The sequence below is a fragment of the Pseudomonas sp. KH_024_B2 genome (assembly GCF_057839965.1).
The window spans coordinates 1,166,639-1,182,692 of the sequence record NZ_CM174502.1 but is presented as its reverse complement, the minus strand read 5'-3'; the positions used below and the strand labels follow the sequence as shown (position 1 = coordinate 1,182,692).

General features: G+C 58.1%; 13 protein-coding genes. All 13 read right to left on the bottom strand.

Features of this window, described 5'->3' with window-relative positions; genetic code table 11:
- Positions 1–55: 55 nt before the first annotated feature.
- The 13 genes from AC3I0A_RS05530 to uppS all read right to left on the bottom strand — a co-directional run bounded on the left by AC3I0A_RS05530 (position 56) and on the right by uppS (position 16,041).
- Positions 56–1,003, bottom strand: coding sequence for an acetyl-CoA carboxylase carboxyltransferase subunit alpha (locus AC3I0A_RS05530; protein ID WP_489376604.1), 948 nt, complete (start codon positions 1,001–1,003; stop codon positions 56–58).
- 138 nt (positions 1,004–1,141) lie between these two features.
- Positions 1,142–4,663, bottom strand: a complete 3,522-nt coding sequence (dnaE, locus tag AC3I0A_RS05525) for a DNA polymerase III subunit alpha (RefSeq protein WP_489376603.1) — start codon at positions 4,661–4,663, stop codon at positions 1,142–1,144.
- A gap of 75 nt (positions 4,664–4,738) precedes the next feature.
- Entirely contained in the window at positions 4,739–5,365 is a 627-nt protein-coding gene (gene rnhB, locus AC3I0A_RS05520; RefSeq protein WP_489378425.1) for a ribonuclease HII, read from the bottom strand.
- 11 nt (positions 5,366–5,376) lie between these two features.
- Complete coding sequence (gene lpxB, locus AC3I0A_RS05515; protein ID WP_489376602.1) at positions 5,377–6,507, bottom strand: lipid-A-disaccharide synthase; 1,131 nt, start codon at positions 6,505–6,507, stop codon at positions 5,377–5,379.
- Positions 6,508–6,509: 2 nt separating this feature from the next.
- Complete coding sequence (gene lpxA / locus AC3I0A_RS05510; RefSeq protein ID WP_489376601.1) at positions 6,510–7,286, bottom strand: acyl-ACP--UDP-N-acetylglucosamine O-acyltransferase; 777 nt, start codon at positions 7,284–7,286, stop codon at positions 6,510–6,512.
- Positions 7,283–7,723, bottom strand: a complete 441-nt coding sequence (gene fabZ / locus AC3I0A_RS05505) for a 3-hydroxyacyl-ACP dehydratase FabZ (protein WP_489376600.1) — start codon at positions 7,721–7,723, stop codon at positions 7,283–7,285. Before fabZ ends, lpxA begins: the two co-directional genes overlap by 4 nt.
- A gap of 109 nt (positions 7,724–7,832) precedes the next feature.
- Positions 7,833–8,888: a UDP-3-O-(3-hydroxymyristoyl)glucosamine N-acyltransferase gene (gene lpxD / locus AC3I0A_RS05500; protein WP_489376599.1), complete on the bottom strand. Its 1,056-nt coding sequence runs from the start codon at positions 8,886–8,888 to the stop codon at positions 7,833–7,835.
- 3 nt (positions 8,889–8,891) lie between these two features.
- Positions 8,892–9,395, bottom strand: coding sequence for an OmpH/Skp family outer membrane protein (locus AC3I0A_RS05495; protein WP_489376598.1), 504 nt, complete (start codon positions 9,393–9,395; stop codon positions 8,892–8,894).
- A gap of 45 nt (positions 9,396–9,440) precedes the next feature.
- Entirely contained in the window at positions 9,441–11,813 is a 2,373-nt protein-coding gene (gene bamA, locus AC3I0A_RS05490; protein WP_489376597.1) for an outer membrane protein assembly factor BamA, read from the bottom strand.
- Between the two features lie 74 nt (positions 11,814–11,887).
- On the bottom strand, positions 11,888–13,240 hold the full coding sequence (gene rseP, locus AC3I0A_RS05485) for an RIP metalloprotease RseP (protein WP_489376596.1): 1,353 nt from the start codon (positions 13,238–13,240) through the stop codon (positions 11,888–11,890).
- Positions 13,241–13,292: 52 nt separating this feature from the next.
- A complete protein-coding gene (gene ispC, locus AC3I0A_RS05480) occupies positions 13,293–14,483 on the bottom strand; it encodes a 1-deoxy-D-xylulose-5-phosphate reductoisomerase (protein WP_489376595.1) in 1,191 nt (396 codons plus the stop codon).
- Positions 14,480–15,286, bottom strand: coding sequence for a phosphatidate cytidylyltransferase (locus AC3I0A_RS05475; RefSeq protein ID WP_489376594.1), 807 nt, complete (start codon positions 15,284–15,286; stop codon positions 14,480–14,482). The genes ispC and AC3I0A_RS05475 overlap by 4 nt, the downstream gene beginning before the upstream one ends.
- Positions 15,286–16,041 carry a polyprenyl diphosphate synthase gene (gene uppS, locus AC3I0A_RS05470; RefSeq protein WP_489376593.1) on the bottom strand — a complete coding sequence of 252 codons (756 nt, stop codon included), beginning with the start codon at positions 16,039–16,041 and terminating at the stop codon, positions 15,286–15,288. Before uppS ends, AC3I0A_RS05475 begins: the two co-directional genes overlap by 1 nt.
- Positions 16,042–16,054: the final 13 nt, after the last annotated feature.

Below are 16,054 nucleotides of genomic sequence, written 5' to 3'. Positions count from 1 at the left end.
GCTCGCTCCCACATTGGTTTTGTGTCGTATGCCGAAACGAGGGCTGATCAGCAGATCAAAGACCGTAGCTCATCAGGCGCTCGTAACGACGGGCCAGCAGTGCGTCGTTGTCGAATTTCTTCAGCATCACCAGTTGCGAGCTGAGCTCGGCACGGATCGATGCAGCAGCGGCTGCCGGATCACGGTGCGCGCCACCCAGTGGCTCACCGATGACCTTGTCGACGATACCCAGACCTTTCAGTCGCTCAGCGGTGATGCCCATGGCTTCAGCGGCATCCGGCGCTTTCTCGGAAGTCTTCCACAGAATCGAGGCGCAACCTTCCGGAGAGATAACTGCATAAGTCGAATACTGCAGCATGTTCAGCTGATCGCAGACACCAATGGCCAGTGCACCACCGGAACCACCCTCACCGATCACGGTGGCGATGATTGGGGTTTTCAGGCGCGCCATGACACGCAGGTTCCAGGCAATCGCTTCGCTCTGGTTGCGCTCTTCAGCGTCGATACCAGGGTAGGCACCCGGGGTGTCGATGAAGGTCAGGATCGGCATCTTGAAGCGCTCGGCCATTTCCATCAGACGGCAGGCCTTGCGATAGCCTTCCGGACGCGGCATGCCGAAGTTGCGGCGAACTTTCTCGCGCACTTCACGGCCTTTCTGATGACCGATGATCATCACCGGCTGGTCTTCCAGGCGGGCCACACCACCGACAATCGCGGCATCGTCGGAAAAGTGCCGATCGCCATGCAGCTCATCGAACTCGGTGAAGATGTGCTCGATGTAGTCGAGGGTGTACGGGCGACGCGGGTGACGCGCCAGGCGAGCGATCTGCCAGCTGGTCAACTTGCCGAAGATGTCTTCGGTGAGCGTGCTGCTCTTGTCTTGCAGACGAGAGATCTCATCGCCGATATTCAGCGAATTGTCATTACCGACCAAGCGCAATTCTTCGATCTTGGCTTGCAGGTCGGCGATCGGCTGTTCGAAATCAAGAAAGTTCGGGTTCATAGGCGTCCGCTTGGGTCGACATCCAAGAGAGCTTGGGCCGGCCGGTTGTCTATTCGCGCCCTACCATAAGGGAGAGGCGCGTTCAGGTCGAGATTAAAAATTCAGGTCGAGACCAGGGCATGTTGCTAGCGCTGACCGTCAACGGTATTGGAGGAAGACGTTGTCTCGCCCGAACTGGTCACGCAGGGCTTGAATCAAGCTGTCTGCCGGGTCGATTCGCCAGGTCTCGCCAAACTGCAGCAAGGCCTTCGCATCGGGACTCGTGTATTCCATGGTGATCGGGCACGCACCGCGGTGACGCTTGAACAACTCACCCAGCCAGCGTAGCTGATCGCCCTTGAGGTCCTTGGTCTGCAGCTTCAAGCGCAGGCTTTCGGCCAGATTGGTGCGCGCATCTTCCATGCTCATCACCCGCTTGACCCGCAGGCGCAAACCACCGGAGAAATCGTCGTTACTGACTTCACCTTCGACCACCACCATCGCGTCGGTCTGCAACAGCGACTGCGCCGAATGGAATGCTTCGGCGAACAGCGAGGCTTCGATCCGCCCGGAGCGGTCGTCGAGGGTGATGAAGCCCATCTTGTCGCCCTTTTTGTTCTTCATGACTCGCAGGGCGATGATCATGCCCGCCACCGTCTGGGTATCACGGGCCGGTTTCAGGTCGATGATGCGCTGACGGGCGAAGCGGCGGATCTCGCCTTCGTATTCGTCGATCGGGTGACCGGTCAGGTACAGGCCCAGGGTATCTTTCTCCCCTTTCAGGCGTTCCTTGAGAGTCAGTTCCTTCGCATTTCGTTGATTGGCGTAGACATCGGCGTCTTCCTCGACAAACAGCCCGCCAAACAGGTCCGCGTGACCACTGTCGTGGGTGCGTGCAGTTTGTTCGGCTGCCTTGATCGCCCCTTCCATCGCGGTCAACAAGACCGCCCGGTTGCGGTCGATATTGGCCTGATAGGCTTTCGGCTCGTCATGGAAGTAAGGGCCAAGACGATCCAGCGCACCGCTGCGGATCAAACCGTCCAGGGTGCGTTTGTTGATGCGTTTGAGATCGACACGGGCGCAGAAATCGAACAGGTCCTTGAACGGACCGTCCTGACGCGCCTCGGTGATCGCTTCCACCGGACCTTCGCCCACACCCTTGATCGCGCCCAGCCCGTAAATGATGCGGCCTTCGTCGTTCACCGTGAACTTGAACTCCGAAGTATTCACATCCGGCGCGTCGAGACGCAGCTTCATGGTGCGAATTTCTTCGATCAAGGTCACAACCTTGTCGGTGTTGTGCATATCCGCCGACAGTACCGCAGCCATGAATGGCGCCGGGTAGTGCGTTTTCAGCCAAGCGGTCTGGTATGACACCAGGCCATAAGCGGCGGAGTGGGATTTGTTGAAGCCGTAACCGGCGAATTTCTCTACCAGGTCGAAAATGTTACCGGCCAGGTCAGCGTCGATATTGTTGGTCTTGCAACCGTCAATGAAACCGCCGCGCTGCTTGGCCATTTCTTCGGGTTTTTTCTTACCCATGGCTCGACGCAGCATGTCCGCGCCGCCGAGGGTGTAACCGGCCATGACCTGGGCAATCTGCATCACCTGTTCCTGATACAGGATGATGCCGTAAGTCGGTGCCAGAACCGGCTTGAGGCCTTCGTACTGGTAGTCCGAGTGCGGGTACGCGAGTTCGGCGCGACCGTGCTTACGGTTGATGAAGTCGTCCACCATGCCCGATTGCAACGGGCCCGGGCGGAACAGGGCCACCAATGCGATCAAGTCTTCCAGGCAGTCGGGCTTGAGCTTTTTGATCAGCTCTTTCATGCCGCGCGACTCAAGCTGGAACACCGCGGTGGTTTCGGCTTTTTGCAGCAACTGGTAAGTCGGCTTGTCATCCAGCGGGATGAACGCGATATCCAGCGGCGGCTCATCGACCTTGGCGCGCTCGCGGTTGATCGTTTTCAGCGCCCAGTCGATGACCGTCAGGGTCCGCAGACCGAGGAAGTCGAACTTCACCAGACCCGCAGCCTCAACGTCATCCTTGTCGAACTGGGTTACAAGGCCATCACCGGCTTCGTCGCAATAGATCGGCGAGAAATCGGTGAGTTTGGTCGGTGCGATAACCACGCCACCCGCGTGCTTACCAACGTTACGCACGACACCTTCGAGCTTGCGCGCCATCTCCCAGATTTCCGCGGCCTCTTCATCGATCTTGATGAAGTCCCGGAGGATTTCTTCCTGCTCGTAGGCTTTTTCCAGGGTCATGCCGACTTCGAAGGGAATCATCTTCGACAGTCGATCCGCCAGGCCGTAGGACTTGCCCTGCACCCGCGCCACGTCGCGGATTACCGCTTTCGCCGCCATGGAGCCGAAGGTGATGATCTGGCTTACCGCATTGCGACCGTATTTCTCGGCCACATATTCGATCACCCGATCACGACCGTCCATGCAGAAGTCGACGTCGAAGTCGGGCATGGAAACCCGTTCCGGGTTAAGGAAACGTTCGAACAGCAGGTCATATTCCAGCGGGTCGAGATCGGTGATCTTTTGCACATAGGCCACCAGCGACCCGGCACCCGAGCCACGGCCCGGACCGACCGGTACGCCGTTACTCTTGGCCCACTGGATAAAGTCCATAACGATCAGGAAGTAACCGGGAAAGCCCATCTGGATGATGATATCCAGCTCGAAATTCAACCGGTCGACGTAGACCTGGCGCTTGGCTTCGTAGTCTTCGGTAGTGTCCTTGGGCAGCAGGACGCTCAGGCGATCCTCGAGACCGTCGAACGACACTTTGCGGAAATATTCGTCGATGGTCATGCCATCGGGAATCGGGAAGTTGGGCAGGAAGTGCTTGCCGAGCTTCACTTCGATGTTGCAGCGCTTGGCGATCTCGACCGAGTTTTCCAGCGCTTCAGGCAAGTCGCTGAACAGCTCGGCCATTTCCTCGGCACTTTTGAGGTATTGCTGATCGCTGTAGTTCTTCGAACGGCGCGGATCGTCGAGGGCCCGGCCTTCGCCGATGCAGACGCGGGTTTCGTGGGCTTCGAAGTCTTCCCGCTTGATGAAGCGCACGTCGTTGGTTGCCACCAATGGCGCGCCGATCTTCTCGGCCAGCGCCACCGCACCGTGCAGTTGTTCTTCGTCATTCGGGCGGTTGGTGCGCTGTACTTCCAGATAGAAACGATCCGGGAACACCGCCATCCACTCACGAGCCAAGGTCTCGGCTTCCTGCGGATTACCGCCAAGCAGGGCGATACCGATTTCGCCCTCCTTCGCCGCCGACAGCATGATCAAGCCTTCGCTGGCTTCAGCAACCCACTCGCGCTCGATGATGATCGAGCCATTGCGCTGGCCGTCGATGAAGCCACGGGAGATCAGTTCGGTGAGGTTGCGATAGCCGACACCGTTCATTGCCAGCAGACTGATTCGGCTCAGCGAGTTCTCGGGATCCTTGTTCGACAGCCACAGGTCCGCGCCACAGATCGGCTTGATCCCGGCGCCCATGGCGGCCTTGTAGAACTTGACCAGGGAACACATGTTGTTCTGGTCAGTAACCGCCACGGCAGGCATGTTCATGCCAACCAGGGTCTTGACCAGCGGCTTGATCCGCACCAGACCGTCGACCAGGGAATATTCAGTGTGCAGGCGCAGGTGAACGAATGAAGCCGGCATAGTGATCCTGTGTATAACTCGAAAACGACAAGGCCCGGATTGTACCGGGCCCTGAGCAAAACATCAGCCTGTTGACTAAATCTCGGTCAAACCTTCCCGCGCCTCATAGGCCAGCCGCACGGGCGCGAACGAACGCCGGTGAATCGGCGTCGGCCCCAAGCGGGCCAGAGCCTCCAGGTGCACAGGCGTCGGGTAGCCTTTGTGCCCGCCAATGCCATAACCGGGGTAAATCAATTCGAAAGCAGCCATTTCACGGTCACGGCTGACCTTGGCCAGGATTGAGGCAGCGGCGATCGCCGGAACCTTGCCATCGCCCTGGATAACCGCTTCGGCACGCATCGAGAGTTTCGGGCAACGATTGCCATCGATCATTGCCAGTTTCGGCGTGATGCTCAACCCTTCCACCGCGCGCTGCATGGCCAGCATCGTGGCATGCAGAATGTTCAGCTCGTCGATTTCCTCGACTTCGGCGCGAGCGATACACCAGCTCAGGGCTTTTTCGCAGATTTCGTCGTAGAGCTTTTCGCGGCGGGCTTCGGTGAGTTTTTTCGAGTCGTTGAGGCCGAGAATCGGGCGGTTCGGATCGAGAATCACCGCTGCCGTCACCACGGCACCGCACAACGGGCCGCGACCGACTTCATCAACGCCGGCAACCAGATCTTCAACGTCGGCGACCAAGGTGAAATCCAACCCCATCTGCATCTTTATGTTACTCATTGTAGTGTGCCGATCAGGTTCAGTACGGCCGTGGCGGCCTGATTCGAGGCATCGCGACGCAAGGTCCGATGAATCTCGTCGAAGCCTCTGGTCTGCTCTACGCCGCCTTCGATCAATGGCGACAACGTCTGCGCCAGCGCTTCGGCAGTCGCATCGTCCTGCAACAACTCGGGCACCAGCAAACGCTGCGCCAGCAGGTTGGGCAAGGAGATGTAGGGGCTTTTCACCATGCGCTTGAGAATCCAGAACGTCAGCGGCGCCAGGCGATAAGCGACCACCATCGGCCGCTTGTACAGCAAGGCCTCCAGGGTCGCAGTGCCGGAGGCAATCAACACGGCATCGCAGGCGGCAAGTGCCTGGTGGGAACGACCGTCAAGCAGGGTCAGCGGCAAGTCGCGGCCAGCCAGCAATTCTTCAAGCTGTACCCGGCGCTCGGGATTGGCGCATGGCATGACAAAACGCACACCCGGACGCAAGGCCCGCAGGCGTTCGGCGGCATCGAGAAACAGACCACCCAGGCGACCGACTTCACCGCCACGACTACCCGGCATCAAGGCGACCAGCGGTCCATCGGGCAGTCCCAGCTGCGCGCGAGCAGCGGCGCGATCAGCCTCAAGGGGGATCGCATCGGCCAGCGTGTGACCGACAAAACGCACCGGCACGCCCTTCTCTTCGTAGAACTTCGCCTCAAACGGAAACAGCGTCAGCATCAGATCGCAGCCTTCACGAATCTTCAGTACGCGCTTCTGACGCCAGGCCCAGACCGACGGACTGACGTAATGCACCGTCTTGATCCCGGCTTGCCGCAACTTGAGTTCGATATTCAGCGTGAAGTCCGGCGCATCGATCCCGATGAACACGTCCGGTTTCTCGGCGATCAGGTCCGCGACCAGCTTCTTGCGGCGTTTGAGCAACTCGCGCAGCCGACCCAGCACTTCCACCAGGCCCATGACCGAGAGACGTTCCATCGGAAAATATGAGGTCAAGCCTTCGGCCTGCATCAGCGGACCGCCGACACCGATAAACTCAACCGATGGATGTTGTGCCCTGAGGGCCCGCATCAAGCCAGCGCCCAGAATGTCGCCGGAGGCCTCGCCTGCCACCAGTGCAATACGCAAAGTGGCCATGATTAACGAGTAATGCCGCGAGTCGACGACTGGATCGAATCACGAAATACCGCGACTTCCGGAAACTGCGCAGAGGGCTCGGCCAGTTCGGCGAGTGCCTGATCGACAGTCAGTCCCTGACGATAAACCACCTTGTAGGCGCGACGCAGAGCGTGGATCGCGTCTTCGCTGAAACCACGACGACGCATGCCTTCGAAGTTCATGCTGCGCGCCTCGGCAGGGTTGCCGAACACCGTGACGTAGGCCGGAACATCCTTGCCGATGGCGGTCCCCATGCCGGAAAAGCTGTGGGCGCCTATATGGCAGTACTGATGAACCAGAGTAAAACCGGAGAGGATCGCCCAGTCTTCAACGTGTACATGGCCGGCCAACGCGGTGTTGTTGACCAGAATGCAATGGTTGCCGATGACGCTGTCGTGGCCAATGTGTGCATAGGCCATGATCAGATTGTGATCGCCCAGGGTCGTTTCGGCACGATCCTGAATGGTCCCGCGGTGAATGGTTACGCCTTCACGGATAACGTTGTGATCGCCGATCACCAGACGTGTTTCTTCGCCTTTGTATTTGAGATCGGGCGTGTCCTCACCCACCGAAGAAAACTGGTAGATGCGGTTATGCCTACCGATTCGGGTCGGGCCTTTGAGAATCACATGCGGCCCGATCACTGTACCCTCGCCGATTTCCACACCAGCGCCGACGATCGACCAAGGGCCGACCTCGACGTCGTCGGCCAGAATGGCCGTCGGATCGATGATTGCGCGAGGGTCAATCAAACTCATAGTTTGCGTTCCGCGCAGATGATTTCAGCGGAGCAGACCGGCTTGCCATCGACCGAAGCCTGGCATGCGAATTTCCAGATCTGACGCTTGCAGCTGATGAAACGGGCTTCGAGGATCAACTGATCGCCAGGGGTGACGGGCTGGCGAAAGCGCAGCTTGTCGGAACCGACGAAGTAATAAAGCGTACCGTCGGCAGGCTTCACATCGAGCATTTTGAAACCAAGGATACCGGCAGCCTGAGCCATCGCTTCGATGATCAGTACGCCCGGCATGATCGGATGAGCCGGGAAGTGACCATTGAAGAAAGGTTCGTTGATGCTGACATTCTTGTAGGCACGAATGTACTTGCCCTCAACGTTCAGCTCCGCTACACGATCCACCAACAGGAACGGGTAACGGTGAGGCAGGTATTCGCGAATCTCGTTGATGTCCATCATTTGGGGGGGAAGCCTGTAGTAAAGATTGGGAGCGCGCGACTGACGCGCACTCCTCTAGCAAATCAAGGAGGCAGTCTAATGGCTGAGCACACTTGATATGGAAATGGTATCAGCCATCTGATGAAGCATTACCGCCAGGGGTCACGTCCCCTACACGCTTTTCCAATTGCCGCAGGCGTCGCGCGATGTCATCGAGCTGACGAATGCGTGCCGCGCTTTTGCGCCACTCGGCAGCAGGCTGCATAGCCGTACCGGATGAATAGGAGCCCGGCTCTGTAATGGAGTGGGTCACCATGGTCATCCCGGTCAGGAAAACGTTGTCGCAAATATCGATGTGCCCAACCAGACCGACACCGCCGGCGAGCATGCAATGCTTGCCGATTTTGGTGCTGCCGGAGATCCCCACGCAGGCGGCCATGGCGGTGTGATCACCGACCTGCACGTTGTGGGCGATCTGAATCTGGTTGTCCAGCTTCACGCCGTTGCCGATCACTGTATCGGCCAACGCACCGCGGTCTATAGCCGTGTTCACGCCGATTTCCACATCGTCACCGACCAACACGCCACCGATCTGGGCAATCTTCTGCCAGACACCCTTTTCATTGGCGAAGCCAAAGCCTTCACCGCCAATGACAGCGCCAGACTGAATCACCACACGCTTGCCGATCCGCACGTCGTGGTACAGCGTCACTCGGGGAGCCAGCCAGCCGTCTTCACCGACTTCAGAGCGAGCACCGACAAAGCAGTGAGCACCGACCGTGACACCAGCGGCAATGCGCGCAGCGCTTTCGATCACGGCAAATGCACCGATGCTCGCAGCCGGATCGACCACCGCATCCTCAGCCACAACCGCAGTCGGATGAATACCGACGCTGGCTTTTGGCTTGGGATCGAACAGATGGGAGATTCGCGCGTACGCAAGATACGGGTCAGCGATGATCAGCGCATCACCGGTAAAACCGTCGGCGTCAGCAGCCTTCAGCAATACGGCTGCGGCCTGGCTGGCTGCCAGATATTTACGGTATTGGGGATTTGCCAGAAAGCTCAACTGAGTTGGGCCAGCCTCCTGCAAGGTGGCCAGCCCGGTAATTACTTTCTCCGGGGCACCACGCAGGGTGGCGCCGAGGAACTCGGCCAACTGGCCGAGCTTTATAGTCGCGCTCATGGCTTACTTCAGCTGATTCATGCGCTCGATAACCTGGCGAGTGATGTCGTACTGAGGTTTGACATCAATCACTGCGCCACGCTCGAAGACCAGGTCAAAAGCACCTTTCTTGATGACTTCTTCCACAGCGCTATCCAGTTTCGGCTTGAGCTGTTTCAGCATTTCACGGTCGGCAACGGCTTTGGCTTCGTTCAGCTCCTTGGACTGGAACTGGAAGTCACGGGCCTTTTGCTTGAACTCGAGCTCAAGACGCTCACGCTCGCCTTGGGCCATCTTGTCGCCACCACTGACCAGACGGTCCTGGATGCCTTTGGCACTGCTTTCCAGGCTTTTCAGCTTGGTCAGTTGCGGGCCGAACTTCTTCTCGGCATCCACGGCGTATTTCTTCGCCGCGTCGGACTCCAGCAGAGCCATTTGGTAGTTCAGTACTGCAATTTTCATTTCGGCAAATGCCGGGGTCGCTACCAGGACAGTTGCCAGGAGAACCAATTGAGTCAACTTACGCACGATGCACTCCTACAAAATCCATTGTCGTTATCTTGGGTCAGACTATTAGAAAGTCTGGCCGAGGGAGAATTGGAATACCTGGGTCTCAGCGTCATCCGGCTCTTTGATCGGCATTGCCAGGCTGAAGCTCAACGGGCCCAAAGCGGTGATCCAGGTCACGCCGAGACCGACGGAGCTGGCCAGACCGTCAAGGCCGATATCGTTGCATGTAACTTTTTCGCCGGTAGCGGATACCTTGCTCGAGCTGCAATTGCTGTTGAACACGTTACCCACGTCCCAGAACACCGAGGTCCGCAACGAGCGTTGATCCTTGACGAATGGCAGAGGGAACAGGAGTTCTACACCACCTTGAATCAACACGTTACCACCGAACGGCAGTGGGTCCTGATCCGGGTTTAGGCTGGTACCCGGGTTCGTACCCTGACTCGGCGTACTACGCGGGCCTAGCGTACTGTCCTTGAAGCCACGCACCGAGTTGAAACCACCGGCGTAGTAGTTCTCGTAGAACGGCAGACCATCGGTGGAACCGTAACCATCGCCATAACCCAGCTCTGTGTGCAGGCGCATGGTGTAGTTATCAGTCAAAGGCTGGAACAACTGGCCGCGATAATCGAGCTTGAAGAACGACAGGTCGCTGCCAGGCGTCGTGGTTTCCAGCACCAGGCTTTGGGAATGGCCACGAGTTGCCAGCACACCCTTGTTCAGGGTCGATTCGGACCAACCGGCCGAAGCCTTGAAGTTCAGGTATTTATCGCCTTCCTTTTCAACGAAGTCGAAAATCTCGTCAACGGTATAACGACCGGTCTTGATCGTGTCTTGTTGCGCATTCAGGCCGAAGGTCAGACGCGAGGTCTCGCTGATCGGGTAACCGACGCTGACGCCCGCACCATAGCTGTCCACCGCATAGCTGGCTACGTCGACATCGAGCTCGTCGTAGTCGGTGGTGCGATAGAACGCGTTGTAACCCAGGCTGACACCGTCCGCCGTCCAGTAGGGGTCGACATAACTGAAGTTATAGCGGCTCTGGTATTCGCTACGGGTCAAGCCGATGCTGACCTTGTTACCGGTACCCAGGAAGTTGTTCTGGGTGATCGAACCACCGAGGATCAAACCGGCGCTCTGAGCGAAACCGACGCTGGCGGTGATCGAACCGGAAGCCTGCTCTTCAACGCTGTAGTTCACGTCAACCTGGTCATCGACACCCGGCACGGCCGGTGTCTCGACGTTGACTTCCTTGAAGAAGCCCAGACGCTCCAGACGAGTCTTGGACTGATCGATCAGGTAGGTCGAAGCCCAGCCACCTTCCATCTGACGCATTTCACGACGCAGCACTTCGTCTTCGGTCTTGGTGTTGCCACGGAAGTTGATACGGTTTACATAAGCACGCTTGCCGGGATCGACCACGAAAGTGATATCGACGGTGTGGTCTTCATCATTGGGCTGCGGCACGCCGTTGACGTTGGCGAAGGTATAGCCTTCGTTACCCAGACGACGGGTGATCAATTCGGAAGTGGTGGTCATCAGCTTGCGCGAGAACACCTGACCCTTCTGAACCAGCAGCAATGCCTTGACCTGGTCTTCAGGCACTTTCAAGTCACCGCTCAGCTTGACGTCACGAACGCTGTACTTCTCGCCTTCATTGACGTTGACCGTGATGTAGACGTGTTTTTTGTCCGGGGTGATCGAAACCTGGGTCGAAGCGATATCCATGTTGATATAGCCACGGTCCAGGTAGTAGGAACGCAGACGCTCCAGGTCACCGGACAGTTTTTCACGAGCGTACTTGTCATCGTTCTTGAAGAACGACAACCAGTTGGAAGTTTTCAGCTCGAACAGGTCGATGAGATCTTCATCAGGGAAGACCGAGTTACCCACCACGTTGATGTGCTGGATAGCGGCGACAGTGCCTTCGTTGATATTGACCTTCAAGGCAACGCGGTTGCGCGGCTGCGGCACCACTTCGGTGTCGACGGTCGCCGAGTAGCGGCCCTGGGCAACATATTGACGTTGCAGCTCGTTACGCACGCCCTCAAGGGTCGCACGCTGGAAGATCTCGCCTTCGGCCAGGCCGGATTGTTTGAGACCCTTCATCAGATCTTCAGTGGAAATTGCCTTGTTCCCGTCGATCTCGATACTGGCGACAGATGGACGCTCGACTACCGTGATGACCAGAACATTGCCATCGCGGCCCAGCTGGATATCTTGAAAGAAACCGGTTTTGAACAGCGCACGAGTGGATTCCACCAGGCGACGATCGTCCGCCTGCTCACCGACGTTCAACGGTAAGGCACCAAAGACGCTACCCGCGGAGACCCGCTGGAGGCCATTGACGCGAATATCGGAGATAGTGAAGGACTCGGCGTGAACTTCGGCGATCATCAATACGGTGAGAACCGCAGTTAGCAGCAGACGTTTCATGAAGTCCTTTCTTATTCCAACTGGCAATAAACAAACTGCCGCAAAATGCGGCAGATTCGCAATTCAGCGAAGTGTTACAGACGACCCAGATCGTTGACCAGAGCAAGCAACATCACCCCGACCACCAAACTGATACCGATCTGTATCCCCCAACCCTGCACCCGATCTGACAAGGGACGACCACGCGCCCACTCGATCAGATAAAACAACAAATGCCCCCCATCCAGTACAGGAATGGGCAACAAATTGAGAACTCCCAGGCTAATACTCAGATAAGCCAGGAAATTCAGGAAATCAGCGACACCCGACTGGGCAGAAGCGCCCGCCACTTTAGCAATGGTTATCGGTCCACTCAAGTTTTTTACCGAGAGCTCGCCGAACAACATTTTCTTTAATGAATCAAGGGTCAACACACTCATGGTCCAGGTGCGTCGAGCACCCTCGCCAATCGCCTCCAACGGACCGAAGCTGACCTCGCGAATCATCGTTGGCGGCCAATCGACAGCTTTTACCCCTGCGCCCAGATAACCACTCGCGATTTTGTCCTTGCCGCGGGTACCCAAGGTCACCGGGACGTCGATTTGAGCACCATCACGTTCGACATGCAGCACAATTTTGGTATCAGGCCGCACACGGACCGAGTCGACGACTTGCTGCCAATCGCTCAAGGCCTGACCATCCAGCGCCAGCAGACGGTCACCGGTTTTCAGGCCGGCAGCCTGCGCAGGCCCTTTTGGATCGAGCTCAGCCAACACCGGCGGCAAGGCTGGACGCCAGGGACGAATCCCCAGCGAGCCAATCGGATCGGGCTCATTGGCACCTTTAAGCCAACGATCCAGAATCAGCTCGTGAGGTGAATCGGTAGTCGAGCCCTCCTCGCGCGTCAGCACCTGCAAGGAGCCGCTTTCACCCAAACGGCGCACCAGTTGCAGATTGACGTTCGCCCAACCAGAAGTCGGCTCACCATCGATCGCAACGATTTCCTGACCCGGGCTCAAACCGGCCCTGGCGGCAATGCTACCGATTTCAACCGCGCCGATGACCGGACGCACCTGCTCGCTGCCGAGCATCGCCAATACCCAGAAAAACACCAGGGCCAGCAGAAAGTTGGCAACCGGACCGGCCGCGACAATAGCGATACGCTGGCGAACGGTCTTGCGATTGAAGGATTGATCGAGCTCGTCAGCCGGCACTTCGCCTTCGCGCTCATCGAGCATCTTCACATAGCCGCCCAACGGGATGGCAGCGATCACGAACTCCGTGCCGCGACGATCATGCCAGCGCAGCAGGGGCATACCGAAGCCCACGGAGAAACGCAGCACCTTGACGCCGCAGCGGCGCGCCACCCAAAAGTGGCCGAATTCATGGAAGGTGACCAGCACGCCCAGGGTAACCAGGGTGCCGACAATCATATAGAGCGCGTTCATCTACTTTCTCCGCATTCCTGTCCAGTACCGCTACGCTCAAACCGCGCAATATCTATCGCCCGTGGCGACTTAACCATTGCTCGGTCAGGGTACGGGCCTTGGCGTCCGCCGAGAACACCGCGTCGAGTTCGTCGACGGCAACCACTGGCTCGAGGTTCAAAACCTCCTCAATGATACTCGCGATCTCCGGGTAGCGGATGCGCCGTTCAAGAAAGGCTGCCACAGCCACTTCATTTGCAGCATTCAACATAGCGGGGGCACTGTTGCCCGCCTCCGCCGCCTGGCGCGCAAGTCGCAAGCACGGGAAACGCTGCTCATCGGGCGCCTGAAAGTCCAGACGCGCAATTGAAAACAGGTCAAGAGGTGCAACGCCGGAGTCGATTCGCTCCGGCCAGGCCAGGGCGTTGGCGATCGGCGTACGCATGTCAGGGTTACCCAATTGCGCCAACACCGAGCCATCGACGTAGTCGACCAGCGAATGAATCACGCTCTGCGGGTGAATCACCACTTCGACCTGAGCAGGCCTGGCATCGAACAACCAGCAAGCCTCGATCAGTTCGAGCCCCTTGTTCATCATGCTGGCCGAATCCACCGAGATCTTGCGGCCCATCGACCAATTGGGATGCGCGCAAGCCTGCTCGGGCGAAACATGCTCAAGCTCGGACAACGGCGTTTGCCGGAACGGGCCACCGGAGGCGGTCAGCAGAATCCGCCGAACCCCGACAGCTGCTAGTCCACGAGCAAAGTCGTTAGGCATGCACTGAAAAATTGCGTTGTGCTCGCTATCGATCGGCAACAGGATCGAGCCGCTCTTGCGCACAGCCTGCATAAACAAGGCACCGGACATCACCAGCGCTTCTTTATTAGCCAGGAGGATTTTTTTGCCGGCTTCTACCGCCGCCAGGGTCGGACGCAGCCCCGCAGCCCCGACAATGGCCGCCATCACCGCATCGACTTGAGGATCGGCTGCGACCTGGCACAACCCCGCCTCCCCCACCAGGACGCGGGTTTGCAGACCAGCAGCGCGCAAATCGTCCTGAAGACCACGGGCAGTGGCAGCCTCAGGAACAACCGCGAAGCGCGGCGTATGGCGAACGCACAACGCGAGCAACTCGCTCAGGCGACTGAACCCACTCAAGGCAAAGACCTGGTAGCGTTCAGGATGGCGAGCAATGACATCAAGGGTGCTCAGGCCAATCGAACCCGTGGCTCCCAGCACTGTGATCTGTTGTGGGCGATTCATGGCGCAGCCATCCACAAGAGGACAGCAAATACTGGAATGGCCGCCGTCAGACTGTCGATTCGATCCAGCACACCGCCATGACCTGGCAACAGATTGCTGCTGTCCTTGATCCCTGACTGACGCTTGAACATGCTTTCGGTCAGGTCGCCCACCACTGAAATGAACACGATGACTGCGGCACCGAACAGGCCCATCAGCATCTGAACGAAACTCCAGTCCCGCACAAAACCGACGATTGCGGTAATCACCAGACTCACCAGCAAGCCGCCGTAAACGCCTTCCCAGCTCTTGCCTGGGCTGACCTGTGGCGCCAACTTACGTTTGCCGAAGGCCCGACCGGAAAAGTACGCACCGATATCAGCCCCCCAGACCAGCACCATCACCGCCATGATCAGCCAGTTACCCAGCGGATACTTCTTTATCTCTACCAGGCCCTGCCAGGCCGGCAACAGAATCAGCAGGCCGATCACCAGCTTGCAGGCCGCACTGGCCCAGAGCTCGCTGGAGCGTGGATACGTCAGTACCAGATAGCTCGCAACCCCCCACCAGAGCACCGACGCCCCCAACACCCAAGGCGCAAGACCGGGCAGGACATGCATGACAAACAGCATCAAAGCAACGACAGCAGCGTAGGTGACGCGCATTGACTGAGCATCGAAGCCCGCCAAACGTGCCCACTCCCACGCCCCAAGCGTCACCACCAGCCCGATGAACAGCGCAAAACCGGACCCTTCAAGCAGGAAAAACCCGCACAAGGCGATCGGCAGCAGGATCAGCGCTGTAATGACTCGTTGTTTAAGCATTAAACCCGGGCTCCAGCTTCGACCTGCTCGCTCGTTTTACCGAAGCGGCGCTGGCGGGAAGCGTAATCGGCCAGCGCAGCACGCATGGCATCGTGTTTGAAGTCCGGCCAGAACAGGTCGGAGAAATACAGTTCGGCGTACGCCAACTGCCACAACAGGAAGTTACTGATGCGGTGTTCCCCGCCGGTACGGATGCACAAGTCCGGCAAAGGCAGGTCGCCCGTCACCAGACAGGTTTGCAACAACTCGGGCGTAATGTCTTCAGGTCGCAGATGCCCGGCCTGAACCTCACGCGCCAGGCGCTGGGCAGCCTGGGCAATATCCCACTGACCGCCATAATTGGCCGCGATTTGCAGGATAAAGCGATTACTGCCGGCCGTCAGTGCTTCAGCCTCACGCATGGCCGCCTGCAGCTCCGGATGGAAGCGCGAGCGATCACCAATGATGCGCAGGCTGATGTTGTTGTCGTTGAGGCGCTTGGCCTCACGACGCAACGCCTTGAAGAACAGCTCCATCAAGGCACTGACTTCGTCAGCCGGGCGCTGCCAGTTCTCGCTGGAGAAGGCAAACAACGTCAGCACTTCGACTTTGGCCTCGGCACACACCTCGATCACCGCACGAACAGCGTCGACACCCGCTTTATGCCCGGCAACACCCGGCATAAAGCGTTTTTTTGCCCAGCGATTATTACCATCCATGATGATCGCGACATGGCGCGGCACCGAAGACGGAACATCCTGCTTGGTCTTTTCCATGAAAACGAGACCC

Bases quoted from the DNA above. Each gene is read 5' to 3' on its own strand.
- rseP (WP_489376596.1), bottom strand. From the start codon at position 13,240: ATGAACGCGCTCTATATGATTGTCGGCACCCTGGTTACCCTGGGCGTG.
- ispC (WP_489376595.1), bottom strand. From the start codon at position 14,483: ATGAATCGCCCACAACAGATCACAGTGCTGGGAGCCACGGGTTCGATT.
- AC3I0A_RS05475 (WP_489376594.1), bottom strand. From the start codon at position 15,286: ATGCTTAAACAACGAGTCATTACAGCGCTGATCCTGCTGCCGATCGCC.
- lpxB (WP_489376602.1), bottom strand. From the start codon at position 6,507: ATGGCCACTTTGCGTATTGCACTGGTGGCAGGCGAGGCCTCCGGCGAC.
- uppS (WP_489376593.1), bottom strand. From the start codon at position 16,041: ATGGAAAAGACCAAGCAGGATGTTCCGTCTTCGGTGCCGCGCCATGTC.
- lpxA (WP_489376601.1), bottom strand. From the start codon at position 7,286: ATGAGTTTGATTGACCCTCGCGCAATCATCGATCCGACGGCCATTCTG.
- rnhB (WP_489378425.1), bottom strand. From the start codon at position 5,365: ATGCAGATGGGGTTGGATTTCACCTTGGTCGCCGACGTTGAAGATCTG.
- dnaE (WP_489376603.1), bottom strand. From the start codon at position 4,663: ATGCCGGCTTCATTCGTTCACCTGCGCCTGCACACTGAATATTCCCTG.
- AC3I0A_RS05530 (WP_489376604.1), bottom strand. From the start codon at position 1,003: ATGAACCCGAACTTTCTTGATTTCGAACAGCCGATCGCCGACCTGCAA.
- bamA (WP_489376597.1), bottom strand. From the start codon at position 11,813: ATGAAACGTCTGCTGCTAACTGCGGTTCTCACCGTATTGATGATCGCC.
- lpxD (WP_489376599.1), bottom strand. From the start codon at position 8,888: ATGAGCGCGACTATAAAGCTCGGCCAGTTGGCCGAGTTCCTCGGCGCC.
- fabZ (WP_489376600.1), bottom strand. From the start codon at position 7,723: ATGATGGACATCAACGAGATTCGCGAATACCTGCCTCACCGTTACCCG.